This is a genomic window from Halobacillus sp. 12SKB (genome assembly GCF_052941655.1).
In genome coordinates, this window is sequence record NZ_JBRFWR010000001.1 from 629,216 (window position 1) to 643,532 (window position 14,317).

The 14,317-nt window shown below is 36.5% G+C and carries 17 protein-coding genes and 3 pseudogenes; 10 read left to right on the top strand and 10 right to left on the bottom strand.

Features of this window, described 5'->3' with window-relative positions; translation table 11 throughout:
• The first annotated feature begins 360 nt into the window (after positions 1 to 360).
• A complete protein-coding gene (locus tag ACQ4XT_RS03015; protein ID WP_446852460.1) occupies positions 361 to 996 on the top strand; it encodes a YczE/YyaS/YitT family protein in 636 nt (211 codons plus the stop codon).
• 192 nt (positions 997 to 1,188) lie between these two features.
• On the opposite strand, the gene ACQ4XT_RS03020 is transcribed toward ACQ4XT_RS03015, so the two are convergent.
• From ACQ4XT_RS03020 to ACQ4XT_RS03040, 5 genes are all read right to left on the bottom strand, one after another.
• Entirely contained in the window at positions 1,189 to 1,398 is a 210-nt protein-coding gene (locus ACQ4XT_RS03020) for a hypothetical protein (RefSeq protein ID WP_446852461.1), read from the bottom strand.
• Between the two features lie 17 nt (positions 1,399 to 1,415).
• Complete coding sequence (locus ACQ4XT_RS03025; RefSeq protein ID WP_446852462.1) at positions 1,416 to 1,874, bottom strand: GNAT family N-acetyltransferase; 459 nt, start codon at positions 1,872 to 1,874, stop codon at positions 1,416 to 1,418.
• A gap of 208 nt (positions 1,875 to 2,082) precedes the next feature.
• Positions 2,083 to 2,667: a TetR/AcrR family transcriptional regulator gene (locus tag ACQ4XT_RS03030; protein WP_446852463.1), complete on the bottom strand. Its 585-nt coding sequence runs from the start codon at positions 2,665 to 2,667 to the stop codon at positions 2,083 to 2,085.
• Between the two features lie 8 nt (positions 2,668 to 2,675).
• Positions 2,676 to 3,425 carry an alpha/beta fold hydrolase gene (locus tag ACQ4XT_RS03035; protein WP_446852464.1) on the bottom strand — a complete coding sequence of 250 codons (750 nt, stop codon included), beginning with the start codon at positions 3,423 to 3,425 and terminating at the stop codon, positions 2,676 to 2,678.
• A gap of 1,210 nt (positions 3,426 to 4,635) precedes the next feature.
• Positions 4,636 to 4,989: a hypothetical protein gene (locus tag ACQ4XT_RS03040; RefSeq protein ID WP_446852465.1), complete on the bottom strand. Its 354-nt coding sequence runs from the start codon at positions 4,987 to 4,989 to the stop codon at positions 4,636 to 4,638.
• A gap of 520 nt (positions 4,990 to 5,509) precedes the next feature.
• Here ACQ4XT_RS03040 and ACQ4XT_RS03045 point away from each other — a divergent pair.
• The 7 genes and pseudogenes from ACQ4XT_RS03045 to ACQ4XT_RS03075 form a co-directional block, all read left to right on the top strand.
• Entirely contained in the window at positions 5,510 to 5,935 is a 426-nt protein-coding gene (locus ACQ4XT_RS03045) for a BlaI/MecI/CopY family transcriptional regulator (RefSeq protein ID WP_446852466.1), read from the top strand.
• Positions 5,925 to 6,773: a M56 family metallopeptidase gene (locus ACQ4XT_RS03050; RefSeq protein WP_446852467.1), complete on the top strand. Its 849-nt coding sequence runs from the start codon at positions 5,925 to 5,927 to the stop codon at positions 6,771 to 6,773. The genes ACQ4XT_RS03045 and ACQ4XT_RS03050 overlap by 11 nt, the downstream gene beginning before the upstream one ends.
• Before the next feature lie 56 nt (positions 6,774 to 6,829).
• Positions 6,830 to 7,183 (top strand): DoxX family protein, encoded by a 354-nt coding sequence (locus ACQ4XT_RS03055; protein WP_446852468.1) that lies wholly within the window; start codon positions 6,830 to 6,832, stop codon positions 7,181 to 7,183.
• Positions 7,135 to 7,485: pseudogene (locus ACQ4XT_RS03060) on the top strand (HPr(Ser) kinase/phosphatase); the annotation flags it as partial. The gene ACQ4XT_RS03055 and the pseudogene ACQ4XT_RS03060, both read left to right, overlap by 49 nt.
• Before the next feature lie 36 nt (positions 7,486 to 7,521).
• On the top strand, positions 7,522 to 8,334 hold the full coding sequence (lgt, locus tag ACQ4XT_RS03065) for a prolipoprotein diacylglyceryl transferase (protein ID WP_446852469.1): 813 nt from the start codon (positions 7,522 to 7,524) through the stop codon (positions 8,332 to 8,334).
• Positions 8,335 to 8,429: 95 nt separating this feature from the next.
• Positions 8,430 to 8,558 (top strand): nucleoside recognition domain-containing protein, encoded by a 129-nt coding sequence (locus tag ACQ4XT_RS03070; protein ID WP_446852470.1) that lies wholly within the window; start codon positions 8,430 to 8,432, stop codon positions 8,556 to 8,558.
• Positions 8,519 to 8,719, top strand: a pseudogene (locus tag ACQ4XT_RS03075) (recombinase family protein); the annotation flags it as partial. The gene ACQ4XT_RS03070 and the pseudogene ACQ4XT_RS03075, both read left to right, overlap by 40 nt.
• 435 nt (positions 8,720 to 9,154) lie before the next feature.
• Here the strand turns inward: ACQ4XT_RS03075 and ACQ4XT_RS03080 are convergent.
• The 5 genes and pseudogenes from ACQ4XT_RS03080 to ACQ4XT_RS03100 all read right to left on the bottom strand — a co-directional run bounded on the left by ACQ4XT_RS03080 (position 9,155) and on the right by ACQ4XT_RS03100 (position 12,420).
• Positions 9,155 to 9,544: an IolE/MocC family protein gene (locus tag ACQ4XT_RS03080; RefSeq protein ID WP_446852471.1), complete on the bottom strand. Its 390-nt coding sequence runs from the start codon at positions 9,542 to 9,544 to the stop codon at positions 9,155 to 9,157.
• A 183-nt stretch (positions 9,545 to 9,727) separates the two neighbouring features.
• Entirely contained in the window at positions 9,728 to 10,075 is a 348-nt protein-coding gene (locus ACQ4XT_RS03085) for a hypothetical protein (RefSeq protein WP_220583586.1), read from the bottom strand.
• Positions 10,076 to 10,262: 187 nt separating this feature from the next.
• The gene (locus ACQ4XT_RS03090) at positions 10,263 to 10,538 is read right to left on the bottom strand and encodes a hypothetical protein (RefSeq protein WP_446852472.1); all 276 of its coding nucleotides are present in this window, start codon (positions 10,536 to 10,538) and stop codon (positions 10,263 to 10,265) included.
• Positions 10,539 to 11,053: 515 nt separating this feature from the next.
• Positions 11,054 to 11,296 carry a hypothetical protein gene (locus tag ACQ4XT_RS03095; protein ID WP_446852473.1) on the bottom strand — a complete coding sequence of 81 codons (243 nt, stop codon included), beginning with the start codon at positions 11,294 to 11,296 and terminating at the stop codon, positions 11,054 to 11,056.
• Between the two features lie 282 nt (positions 11,297 to 11,578).
• Positions 11,579 to 12,420: pseudogene (locus ACQ4XT_RS03100) on the bottom strand (tyrosine-type recombinase/integrase).
• 351 nt (positions 12,421 to 12,771) lie between these two features.
• Between ACQ4XT_RS03100 and ACQ4XT_RS03105 the strand changes: the two are divergent.
• Complete coding sequence (locus ACQ4XT_RS03105) at positions 12,772 to 13,128, top strand: ImmA/IrrE family metallo-endopeptidase (RefSeq protein WP_446852474.1); 357 nt, start codon at positions 12,772 to 12,774, stop codon at positions 13,126 to 13,128.
• A gap of 2 nt (positions 13,129 to 13,130) precedes the next feature.
• Entirely contained in the window at positions 13,131 to 14,309 is a 1,179-nt protein-coding gene (locus ACQ4XT_RS03110) for a site-specific integrase (RefSeq protein ID WP_446852475.1), read from the top strand.
• Positions 14,310 to 14,317 lie beyond the last annotated feature (8 nt).

Consider the following 14,317-nt stretch of genomic DNA (forward strand, 5'->3'; position numbering starts at 1 on the left):
TGAAGTGAGATACCTGGAGTTAGAATAATTAGCTCATAATTGACCCAGATAAAGAAAGAAAAAAAAGACGCAACTACGATATCGTAGTTGCTTCTCAAATTTAAACTACATTTTCTTTTTACGTGTCTTTTCATAACACGCTTTAATTTATATCATCCACGTTATCAAGGTCGTTACGAATTAGCTGAAGTATCCAAATAGGTCAGTTATGGGATATCCAATATTTATAATAAAGATGGTATAAAATGTTTTTTTAAAAGTATTGACCACTGTTGTGGGCTAATATAGAATGGATTCCACAAAAGAAACGTTAGGTATAGACTTAGGTTCAAAAAATCTTGATGAAGGGAGGGGATTGTAATGTTTTATCGTATTACGGTTTACCTTCTAGGCATGTTTATTAACTTCTTTGGTGTATCTTTAATCATCAACGCCACGTTAGGAGCAGGTTTTTGGACCTCTTTCTTTATTGGGTTATCTGATAAGTTAGGGTACACGGTTGGATTTTGGTATGGTGTATCTCAGTTCATCATTATATTCATTAATGCCTGTTTAATGAAACAAGGACCTGAGTATCGTGCTATTATCCCCGTATTATTAGAAAGTGTTATTCTTGATTTTTGGGTTGAGTTGGTATTCGGTTATGTAGACTTATCTTCTGCACCATTTTTATTCCAGGTAGGAACTATGATTATTGGTGTTATTATTGTAGGTTTTGGAGTGGCTGTGTATATACTTCCACAGTTTCCGCGCGCTCCTGTGGATCAGCTGTTCTTAGCTGTTAGTGATCGATTTAATTTAAGCTTGCGCTTAGGTCAAACAATTATCGCTGTAGTGATGGCAACAGCTGCATTCCTTATTGGAGGACCGGTCGGACTCGGGACACTGGCAGGTATCTTATTCCTAGGACCAGCTATTCAAGTATGGTACACGAGGGCATATCCGATGTACTATCGTCATCACCCACAATATAAAGGTGAAACAGAATTAGTTTAATATACACTAAGGCTGCTTATTACATTAATATGTAGACAAGCAGCCTTTCTTTGTATTTCAGACGATTATAATTTCTATATAAGACTGATTAACCTAAGTGATTAGATTAGGGAGAAGGTTTACTCTTTATTCCGAAAAGCCCACGTTTGTATAAGACTTGATATTGAGATAAAACGAAAAAAAAGGAGTTTCCTAATAGCTTATGTAGTTCAGATCACTTTTTTCTCCTTGGGAAAGCTTGTCTATTTTTTCTTCCATTCGACTTAATTGTTTATTTCTCTTTCTAGCCTTCACAACAAATGTAATCATTCCTACGATTACAGCAACCAAAATAAGCAAGAAAACCAATTGAGCAATTACATCTCCCACAATTAAAACACCGATTGTTGACAATAAGAACATAGTTAACACTCCCCATATTAACTTTTAAACTCCCGACTAAACCGATCAGCCTCCCGCTCGCTTAATAAGAATATAGAATAGGTAGGCTCATTAAATGTCAAAATATTACCTTCCGAAAATCCTACTTTTAAATAAAATTTTTTCCCAGCTTCATTTTCTGGGTGAACAGTTAAACGTATACGGTAACAGGAAGGATGATTTTGTTTGATCTGTCTCATCAATACTCGTAATGCTTTTAACCCTAATCCGTTTCGTTGAAATCTTTTATCTATAAAAAAATGAAAAATCCAATAATCGCCTGTACTACTAGGCGTATAGTGCAAATTGAAAAATCCTACCATCTTTTTTTCATAATAAATCCCATATGGCTCAATCTTTTTTCCTTCAGGTTTTACATATGCTTTAGCAAGTGCAATAGCAACTGGAGGATTAACTGAAGCAACAAATTTCTGTTGCTCTATGTACGGATAAATCAAGGGCTTCTCTCCAATTGTCGGAAGTTATTATTTTTAATTCTACATTTGACATCCTATTCTCCCCTCAATACTTATTAAATTTCTTCCCTATACTTAATAATATAAGAGCATTACCCTTCTTAAAGATAAAACCCAATAAAGGAACAATGGTCGCAAGCCAATACTCTAAATTTGTCCCCTTATGGTATAACATTTATAAAGAAGAAAACTAGTTACAAAACTCATCAACGATCTGCTTTTTTATTTCATCTATGGGAAACTCATGTGGGTAAGTAGATATCATCAACATGATTCCTTGAAGCGTGGATGAAAAATACAATGACCGTTTTCGCGCTTCTTTTGCCCCTAATTTTTCAAATATCTCACATTGAAACTCAAACAGTCTGGCGCTCTCTTCGATAAGAAAACGACTGTACTTGATCAGTTCATGATCTGCTTCAGGTTGTGTTTGCAGGTGGAGGTAGAATCGGAACACTTCCGGATTCTCAAAGACATTATCAATAGCGCCCTCTATAATATGCTTGAGCTGCTCCACCTGGCTCTCAATATCCTTTGCTTGATTCATGACGTTGATGATTTCTCCCACCCTCGCGTCGACCATTGTCGCCAGGAGTTCTTCTTTCCCTTTAAAATAATTGTAAAGCAGGCCTTTGGATATGCTCGCCTGTTCGGCAATATCGCTAATGGAAGTGGCATGGTACCCTTTGTTGATAAACAATTCCATCGCAGCTTCAAGAATATTCTTTTTGGCTAACTGCCGAATACGCTCATTCTCTTGTGGTGTTCTTGGCATGACAATCATCATTCCTCCATAAATTCGATAATATGACGATACAAAACCTCCGGATGAGTTAACGTAACCATATGATCCGAACCAGAAATTTCAACGACTTTTACGTTTGTTTGCTTTCGAAAGCAATCAGCGACATGAAGGTTATCTAGTAATTCCTCCATACCAATCATTAATAAAGTCTTAACCGTTAATTCGTTCAGTCTTTCGGCAGCAGGAGGGTTCGGCCAAATCATTTCAAAATCCGGCCATTCAAATGACCGTTCGATATGGTGTCTGAGCATTTGTTCAGTCAGCTCCTTGTGAGGACTAGACTGGACAACACGATAGGACGGTGCACTTTGTGAAACTTTAATCATATTATTTATATCTGGGGCAGCGGCACTTACCTTATTCATGTATTCTAAAAATTCAGATGAATAGTTAAAGCCTGTCAATGCTGGTGCGATTAAAACCAAATTCGAAACGTATTCAGGATATTCTAAAGAAAAGTCGGTTGCAATCTGTCCCCCCATCGAATGTCCGACCAATGTGGCCTTATGAATGTTCAAATGGTCTAGGAGCTCCCTTAACTCTTCCACACAATTAACGTCACCCACTGGATCCGGTGATTTTCCAGCTCCGGGCCCATCAAAACTAACAACCATGTAATGTTTTGATAAAAGTGGTGCAACAAATGTCCAGTCCCGTAAATCAGCGCCACCACTGTGAAGAAGAACAACAGGGTACCCGTTACCATTAACCTCGTAATGCAAATCCATTGAGAGGTCCCTCCATATTTTAGTATTGAACTTTATTTTACTGTTGAATGAACGTTTAGTCAATAAAAAAGATCATACACAATCTGGCCATTATATGTAAAAGAGCACTACCCTACCCTTGATTTAATTAATCAAATTCCCCCTAACCATGATGATTATTTTCAAATATATGGATCACCTGTACCAAGTTATCTCGAATCCAAGTCTTCAACAAACCTGCCCAAAACGTTAAGAAGGGAGCAATTCCTTTGTGACAGAATTGCCCCCGTTTCTGTAAGACTTAATTTCAAGATAACTTGGAATAGATTTTAATTAACTCATCTGTTAATGGAAAAACTAACCGTTTATTATAACCAGTTTGCAAAGAGATTCTTTATAGTTGTTTGACACAATAATAGCTACAACTATATAGAAGTAGCCACCTCTGACTTGCTTATCCTTTAATTTTTCAATTCCTATCAGGAGAAAAAAATACCAATAAAAATAAAGGCATGATATTCGAGGGGATTTGAATGTCTTTAATAAAAAAATGAGTAACTCCCAAACCAATTCCAATGATAGCAAGTATAAGATTAACTTTTTTTAAGTGGTTCATGTTACTTCCGCCTTACTTATAATATTAGTTGGAATCTATTTGTATAAGTTTCGAATTAATGTGTGAACCTGATCCGTCAGTTAAATAGGGTAAACCACTGTTATGAAACATTCTTAAGATAATACTCTTTAAATTTAGGATAATATTTCATTCTAAAAAATACTGCGATGATAAGAAATGGTAGGACTGATGCTAAGGCTAGAAAACCATATGGATGAATCACTATCCCGCCAATTAACGCATACAGGATTGCACAAAGGACCAAACAATAGCCTATGATGAAAATTGCGTTAAAGTAAATAAGACCTATGAATTTCGCTTTGGCCTTTTCAGTCTCCTTTTTACTTCTACGCCAACAACCCCTACATTCAATCCATGATTGCTTCAATGGTTCAATAAAAAATTTGATCATGACCTACAGTTATATCTCCTTATGTTCAAAAATTATTAATCTGATTATCTTCATCAATTATTCTATTAAAAAGTTACAAATTCCTTCCAAACAGAAAGCAGCTTGATGTTTCAGAATCGCCCCCGTTTCCGTAAGACTTGATTTCGAGATATCTAGGTATCTCTTGCTGCTCCTTTACTTTAGTATCCGTAGCTAGTTATTTCTTAATTTGAAAGTTCTTTTAATTTTGCTACTGCTTCTTCCATGTCGTATGTTTTAAACTCTAACTTTTCGAACTCCCTTCCACCAGTTTCAAATATTAATACTGCTGGAACTTGTTCTATTTCAACCTGTGGGTGTTGTTCTTTACCTTCTTCTAAACTCGTTAAGAATTTTATTTTGTGGAATTTCCCTGATAAAACATCTATTTCTTCTGTAAGCCTCTCGTCCTTTTTATCATCTCCATTTTGTACTACCAAAACGGAATATAATTTTTCATCTCCACCATCCGCAGTACACCCAACTAATAAGCTGAAAGTGACAGTAAATATTAAAAAGATAACTATTCTACCTTTCACTGTTTCTCCCTCCAAATTCAGTTCTCTTTAAATTAATCCTCCACTAATTTGGTCCGTCACATCAAAAGAAAAGTGCGAACGCCTTCTAGAAGAAAAGCCCTGGCAGTTTAATTAGAATACATTACTAAGTTAGAAACCATAAAAGCAATGTACAGTAATTTAAGTGCTATTACAGATAATAATCGACCTTAAATTTCTCTCAAATTCTTCCTACCTTTATTCCACTCTTCTGCTCCTTTAATGCACAATAAGCGATAGCCATTGTGCAGCTATCGCCCACGTTTGTATAATACTTGAAATCAATATAAACGCTACTATTTCTCTTTTCTACTCCTAAATCTAACACGTTAAATCCTTGGGATAATGCTAGAAATAAAAAAACAAAACCAGTTAAGCCCCTTAACACTACATGGTGTAGTGTTAAATGTCAAAGGGATCAAATTAGGTTCTTCTACATCGATTAAATTCTTCTTGACGCAACAAATCGACTAAACTACACTTTGTAGTGAGAGGTGTTGGGATGAAAATTCAACAATTTAAAACGAATGAAAAAGGGTTAAATCGTTTTTTCGGTCCTTTGGAAGCAAAGATTATGGATGTACTTTGGCGAGGGAATGAAATGTCAATAAAACAGGTAAAAGAAAAGCTTGAAAACGACCAACCTACAAAATTTAACACCGTGATGACTGTGATGAATAGGTTGGTAGACAAAGAAATTTTGGAGAAGACAACAAATAAGCGAAAATCTTACTATAAACCTGTTCTTACAAGAGATGAATTCATTAACAACCAATCGAAAGAATTGACACAAGGCATTATGGATGAATTTGGATCGCTCGCTGTGAACCATATGCTAGATGCATTGGAAGAAGCGGACACGAGTCTAATTAATAAGCTAGAACAAAAAGTAAAGCAGTTGAACAAGGGGCAGCCTGATGAAGATTAAAGGGCTTAAATTACTTTTTCTTTTATCGATGGTTCTTGTTTCCATTGTTATCATACAAATGATAATGTACAGCTTTCACGTGGTGTCTCATCAAACACTTTTTCTTCAATTAGTGAAGGTTTGTCATAATTGGATCCACATCATTGCCTTTTCTCCCATTAATGCTGTATTGCAGCTCTTTGCCCTGTCAACTGCTGTTATTTTCATTAATATTGTCATTAAGCAGAATCTTCTTCACAAACGCTTTTCCAACACGACAAAAATAATGGGGAGAGATCGTCTTTCTAAAGTTCTATCAAAAAAGAGTGGACTCCCCAAAAAAGACCTTAGAGTAATTGAAAGTAACGAACTCATCGCTTTAACATGTGGTTTCTTAAACCCTAAAATTATCATATCAACCGAGCTTGTGAACCAATTATGCGAAGATGAGTTAAAAGCAGTTTTATATCATGAGTATTATCATCACATCCAACGTGATCCGCTAAAGAAACTATTTATAAACGCACTTACATCAGCGCTTTGGTACATGCCCTTTTTAAAGTGGATGGAGAAACAATATCACTTATTGAAAGAATTATCTGCCGATCATTACTCTATTTCTAAAATGAAAAATGATCTGCCTCTTAGCTCGGCTTTGCTGAAGCTTATTCAAGTTGGGAAAGAGAAAAACGCTCCAACTTTCGCCGTTACCTTTGCCGGAACAAGTGTAAACTATCGAATCCAACAACTCATTAAACCTGAAAAACCTGTTCAAGTTAAAGTGCCTGTCGGCTCTGGACTATTCTCATTCACAATTTTTTTAGGGATGACGATGATGTTTTTATTCGTATGTCCCTGAAAAATTTTTAATCAAAGACACTACAACCTGTAGTTCTTTTAAAAGGAGGAGTTAAAATGAAATTATCACCAGAATTAGGACTGACCGTCCTACGTTTAGTACTTGGCTTAATCTTTATCGTCCACGGGGCTCAAAAATTCTCAGGGGGCATTGAAGGAACGGTTGGATTCTTTAGTAGCCTTGGAATACCAGGCGTATTGGCTTACTTTGTGGCTTTGGTGGAGTTACTTGGTGGAATCTTGATCATCATTGGCTTTGGAACAAGGGTTTTCGCCGGATTATTTGCCTTTATTATGCTTGGTGCAATCTTTACAGTTAAGATTAACCAAGGCTTTGTCGGGGGAATGGAGTTTGACTTAGCCTTCAGCATCTACCTGAGATTCGTGGGCTTGGAATTATTAACGTCATGACGTTAATTGATGCAGGAGCAATTCGAAACTACAAGAAAATTTCTCTTGTTATGAATCTGGAACTGTGGGATTCCAAAAAAGTGTACGATCGACTTGTTCTTGAAGAAGAATACATGCAAATCATTGATTCAAATGTACCGCGTCTTGTTGTGCCAGTTCGCCCGGGGCGAAACCTTGCAATTATTATTGAGGTTTCTGCGATGAACTTCCTTTTGAAAAATATGGGGATGAATGCAGCGAAGCAATTTTTAAAAAGACTAACGAGAGAAATTGAAGATGGAGATGAACACGATACCATCTAGTCTAATGTAGGATATGGATAAAGGAGAAACAACAATATGTTAGCTTCAATACAGCCTCTTGATCGTGTCGCGCTAGAGCTTGGACCGATCTCAATTTATTGGTATGGCATCATCATTGCTTTAGGTGCTTACTTTGGTTTACTTTTAGCCATCAGGGAAACACAACGCCAGGGATTACCGAAAGAAACGTTTGTTGACCTTATTTTAAGGGCTATTCCGATTGCCATTGTTTCCGCTCGTATTTACTATGTAACGTTCCAATGGAGCTACTACAAAGATAATTTAGGTGATATTTTTGCGATTTGGGAAGGTGGTATTGCGATTCACGGTGCCTTAATTGGTTCTGTGATTACAGCCCTGATCTTTACTCGAAAACGCGGTGTCTCTTTCTGGAAAATTACAGATATCGCCGCACCAAGTATCATTCTAGGCCAGGCCATTGGTCGCTGGGGGAATTTTATGAACCAGGAGGCGCATGGCGGACCTGTCACAAGAGCGTTTCTTGAGAACCTAATGCTTCCTGAATTTATTATTAATCAAATGTACATTGATGGAACTTATTATCACCCGGCATTCCTTTATGAGTCCCTATGGAATTTAGTCGGTGTTGCTCTCTTAGTCATTCTTCAACGAACATCGGTGAAACGAGGAGAAGTTTTCCTCTCTTACGTCATTTGGTATTCATTTGGACGTTACTTTATTGAAGGTTTGCGAACAGATAGCCTGATGTTGACAGAAACTTTGAGAATCGGTCAAGTCATATCGATCGTACTGATCATTGTATGCATTGCATTGATCATTTACCGTCGTAAGGTTATGAAAGCAAAACCTTATAACGAAAAAGGATAGGAGGCATGGATGTGGGAATTTTGCGACGCGGTTTAAAAGCGGGACTCATGACGACGTGAGAACTTGGGAATATCATTTTTTCGATTACCTTAGTGATGACCCTGCTTCGCTATACAACTGTCCTTGAATGGATCGTCACGCTGATCGCCCCCGTCATGAAATGGATTGGTTTGTCAGGTGATGCAGTGATTCCGATTTTCAGCGTGAACAGTATCAATTGTTAAAACGGATTCTTCGAAGTGGAGATGTTCTTTACATCCATTCGCTAGATCGCTTTGGGCGAAACAAGGAAGAGATTGTTCAAGAATGGAACGATATTACGAAGAACCTTAAAGCTGATATAGTAGTACTTGATATGCCCTTACTTGATACGACGCAATACAAAAAACTCGAGTTATCTCAAAACTGAATCTTCAACAATACTACCCAAAACATTTAGAAGGGGCAATTCTCCTAATAAAGAATTGCCCCCGTTTCTTGAAGACTTGATTTCGAGATAAAAGGTACTTTAGTCTTATAAATCAACTTTTAGGCTGCCTCATCTTCCCCAAATTGCTTAAGAGTAGCTGACTGCTGATTATGGATAAAAGAAATATAATACCTGGTTCACCTGTACTCCATATAGAAGTTACAATAAAAAACAAAGGTACTGAAACGCTAATTAATAAAACAATATAGATAAATGAACTTATTATTTCAGTCATACTTAACCCTTTCTAAATGAATTATTCTATAAGAATGCACCGGTTTGGTTAAGACTAAATCCAGATACCTTGGTACAAATTTTTAACTTACAAACTCGGAATTTCAACAGGTTTTGTTATTTAGAAGTAACTTTCAAGTCTTCTCCTATAGCTTTAGTTGCTTCATAAATCACACCATTATCATGAGATTTAATATCAAAAAAACCATTATATTGATTCCAAAATTCTGGTGAGTTTGAGACTTGTTCAAATTTTTGCAATATGTTGTTAAACATAGCAGTCGCTTCTTCTTGTGATGGACGCTTTTCAACCATAAGCCTAAATTTCACTTGATCCTCATTTTCTCTAAATGAAGCTGCGGTTGTCGTTATTTCGTTTAATCCTCTAAAATAATCTTCTGTCATTCTCACTGTTTTAGAAAGATCCCCTTCTGGCTGCTGATTACAAGCAACTGTCAAAAGCAGTAAAGCAACTAAATAGGTATGCACCAATAATCCTCTTTTCATAAAGCACTCCCCCTTTCTGGAATTCTCGCTTCCAGATTCTTTGAAAATACTTAACCAGTTCATGAACTATGTCTAAGCATATGTAATAGGCGAGAGCATATTGAGCAATCGCCCCCGGTAGTTGGAGACTTGAACTCGAAATATCTTCCCCCTAATCTAAAACAACCCTATAGGTTGCTAAACTTAATCTTTCTCAGTTACTTCAAACACTAATCGATTCATATCCCATACATCTTCCTCATAATTTTTGATCACTTCCACCTCTACCTCTTGCCCTACATCATATTTCTCTGGATTGGGCACTTGTATCGTAATCGCTTCCGATTTTAACTCTTCTTTAAATTCAGATGACTCTGTAGAAGATTCTTGTTCGTTAACTGTTGTCCAATAAGCCGTCTCGATTTTCATATCACCGCGTTCCTCATTGATTTCAATTATTTCTCCTCCAACAGCCATTCCTTTATTAGAATCGCAGCCTATTAGTAGAATGGCTAAAGCTACTATTATAGAAAAAATCTTGCTTTTTATCACAAAATCATCCCCTTTGCTCTGTCGGTCATTATTTGATTAAATGATATCTTCCCAGTCTTTAACGAGTCAATGACGATTCCCCTTATTTAGGAAGTGCCCCCATTATCGTAAGACTCGGTTTCGAGATACCTCTTACTTTTCCTTTACTTTAACAGCCGTTAGTGTAGATGTTCATTAAAAACATGCTTTATATCCCGAAATTACCGGAAAAAATCATTAAAACAATATACATCACTATGCACACAAAAAATACCATAGCAATAGAAGAAATAATTAAAGCAATTATTTTCAAAAAACCTTTCTCGCTTTTCAGTGCAGTAATAAAAGAGCCCAGTAAAAGAGAACCCAATAATAACAGTGACAAAGGTCCAAGTACCAGATTCAATAGCCACACATAAACCAAAAATACAACTATTGAAGCGACTATTAATAATAAAGAGACTAAAGCTAAATTTTTTTTCAAAAAACACCACTCCTCGCTATCATTTATTATGAGGGTACAATAAACAACATTCTATTTTTCTTGTTCTATTCTGTTCTTCCGTTAGCACAATAAGCGATGTCCACTATCACCTACCACCGTTTCTTTTAACTCTACTACATATACGATAAATGACTGCAATAGTTTCAGTACGTCTATTATCTCGAAACTGAGTCTCCCACTAACCTGCCCAAAACATTAAGAAGGGAGCAATTCTTCTGTTAAAGAATTGCCCCCTATTATTGAAGACTCAGCTTCAAGATACTTGCTCCATATCTTGTATAAATTGATTCTGTTTCCAGATTACCACAATCTGTTAGTTGCGAAAATGAAGACCAAAGAAAAAACACTCAATAACGAGTGCTGCCTTTGGTCTTATTCAATTAACGCTGATTCACATCAGATTCCGGATGCGGAACAATTCACATAACGACCACCTTTATATAAGAATAATAAAAAGCCAGCATCGGATGCTGACTTAAAGCTTGAAGCAGAGTTTAATTACGTTTCATAATAACAAATCCTAGTAATATACAAATTGCAATTGATAACATAGGCAAAGTTGTTAAAAGGGGATTCCCCCCCCATCCAATCCCTGGTCCATCTCCTCCAGAAATCGATGCCGACACATGTGCTGCTGAAGTTTTTATTGCTGTGATTAGCTCACCAAATGAGTAAACAATGACTCCTGTTAATAAAGATAGTCCAATTAATAATATTCCTATAGCGCGATTATTCAAATTAAATCCCCCTTGATTCAATAATGGCGAGTACCTTAGAACACTAACATAAAATTTGGTGATGAAAAATCAGGGGTATTAGTTTTAGTTCACGTAAGATTCCATATGCGTCGTAGCAGTAATTATCTCGAAACTGAGTCTTCAACTAACCTGCCCGTTTCTTGAAGACTCAGTTTCGAGATATCCCACCCAACTAATAATTACAATTATTTCAAATCATCTTCTTTTCCACAAACATTTCTAACAATAAATAGGAGCCATGTCTTTTCACAAGCACGGCTCCTAAAAATATTTACTATAGAAATCTTGTCTTAACTTACCACTTAATTGAGCATATATCTTCGTTGTTTCACTTTTCTCATGCCCTAACAAGCTTTGGATTACTTCAATTGGCGCTCCATTATTAAGCATATGGGTAGCATAACTGTGTCTTAATTGATGAGGGTGTATTTCTTTATTAATATCAGCGCGTATGGAGATCCGTTTAATAATATATCGGATAATTTCGATACTCATTCTCTTTTTAGGTCTTCTCTCAGTAATAAATAAACATTCATCATGATCCTTGCGCTCCTCTATATATCTTTGTAGCCATAGAGAACAACGAATACTAAAGTAGACTTCTCTTTCTTTATCTCCTTTTCCTTTTACAATAACCGATCTTGCAGAGAAATTGATATCCTCTCCATTCAGATTCACTACCTCTCCGACACGGCACCCAGTTGAATAAAAAATTCGAAAAGTGCCTTTTCCATGGAAGTTAAGCATGAGTCTCTAAGTTGTTCAATTTCCATCTCCGTTAGAAACTTTGGGATTCTCTTGCCAAATTTAGGTTCTTTTAATTTTATAGCTGGATTTTCGTTGATAACACCCTCTTCATGTAGCCACTTGAAAAAAGATCGAAGGAACCGAACCTTGTTTCCAAGACTAGAAGGCTTCAGATGTCCGCCCACCTCAACCAGGTAGCTCTTTAATTGATCAATAACTACCTCTTCTGTATCAACGTCTCCAAAGTATTTCACCAACATATTGAACTGTAAGCAATAGGTTTTCAAAGTTAGTAACGAATAACCTTCAATCTTTTTATCGACATAATACTTTTCCCAAGCTTCTGATAGGAACATCTTCTATCACTCTCCAAAACTATGAATTTTAATTTCATTATGGTTCTGAAGATGAATTCCTATACTTTAGGATTTTACAGAAAAAGAATTCCAAATTCCCTTTACATTAACCCCACATTTACATCCAATTATTGTAATTAAATATTGATTAATAGAACACACGTTCGTATAATGCTTGTAAGGATGGTGATTAGTTTGAGGTTTCCTTACTACACAACCACAATTCTAGAAGATCTAATAACTCAGTGGTATAAAAACCACAAATTTACAGAGCCGGACGATTTAAATGTTTACAGCATTGGATCCGAGTCACAAATATTTGTGACTTGTAGACCTACTCAAGCTAGTTACATGAAGGTAGGGAAGTTTCAAGAAATCGTATTAGATAGTCGCCTCCCTTATATACACCAACGAGAGCAATTCTTCCACGAGCTTTGTCATGCTTTGAGGCATGCAGGTCGACAATCTTTCATGCCTTATTCTTTTTATGAACTTCAGGAAAGGGATGCCAGGCACTTCACTCTATACGCCTCGCTCCCCACTCATATGATTAATGATTATAACCTTTCAAATCCAGCTATTATCGATCAGTTATCACATGACTTTATGATTCCAAGAAAAGTTTGTATTGAGCGTTTAGAAAAAATTAAGAGTCGAATTGTACCGTCGGATAAGTCTAATTTGATTAATCTAAGGAAGGAGGGATAAATATGGCTAATTACCGGAAAAGAGGTAACAAATGGTACTTCCAAATATATACGGGAGTAGATCCGTCTACTGGGAAAAAGAAATTTACATCTAAAGGAGGGTTCAAGACAAAAAAAGAAGCTCAGATGGCCGCAGCTGAAGTAGAAAAGGAAGTATTTGAAAACACATATGTTCAAGAACAAAATATTACCTTTCAGGAATTTACTTTAGAGTGGCTTAAGACTTATCGTGATACCGCTAAAATTAGTTCTGTGAGAAATCGACAGCATAACTTGGATCACTTAAATAGGTTCTTCGGAAATAAAAAAATAAAAGATATCACCCGTAAACAGTATCAAGCCATGCTTGCTTCGCTTCATAACGCAGGCTATGCGTTTAATACTCTAGATGGTATTCATGCAACAGGTAGAATGGTTTTCAGGAAAGCTGTGGAGTTTAACATCATTAAGGACAGCCCTTGCGACTTTGCAAAAATCCCACGTAAAGTTGAAACCGTTGAGGAGGTAGAAAGCAGTAAAGGGGAAATCAAATTTATGGAAAAAGAAGAACTTATTCGTTTTCTAAATGCTGCCAAGGAAAGTGGCATTGATAAAGACTACCCTATGTTTTTGACACTTGCTTATAGTGGATTACGAGTGGGTGAGCTGATCGCCTTAAAATGGTCGGATATAGATATGTATAAAAAAACACTAAGAGTAACCAAAACGTATTACAACCCCAACAATAGAACAAAAGAGTATCAACTACTGACTCCCAAAACTAAAGGATCGATCAGAACGCTAAAAATGGACGCTGGAGTTATTGAGGTCCTTAAAAGACACAAAGAACACCAAGATGATCTCATTGAGAAAATGAAGAACGAATATACTCAATTGGATTTTGTCTTTGCTAAGGAAGTTCAGAACCTTGGATACCCTGAGTTTTTAAAGACCGTAAACACCCATATGAGACGTTTATTAAAAATTAGTGGTATCCATAAGGAACTTACCCCACACTCCTTGCGACACACCCACACCTCTCTATTAATTGAAGCAGGTGTAGGGGTTAAAGAAATTCAACAACGATTAGGTCATGGAGATATAAACACAACCATGAATATATACGCGCACATTACTGAAAACATGGAAGAAAAAGCCTCCCAAAAGTTCAGTGAACTTATGAGAGGCTCGTTAGATTTATAGTGTTTTCT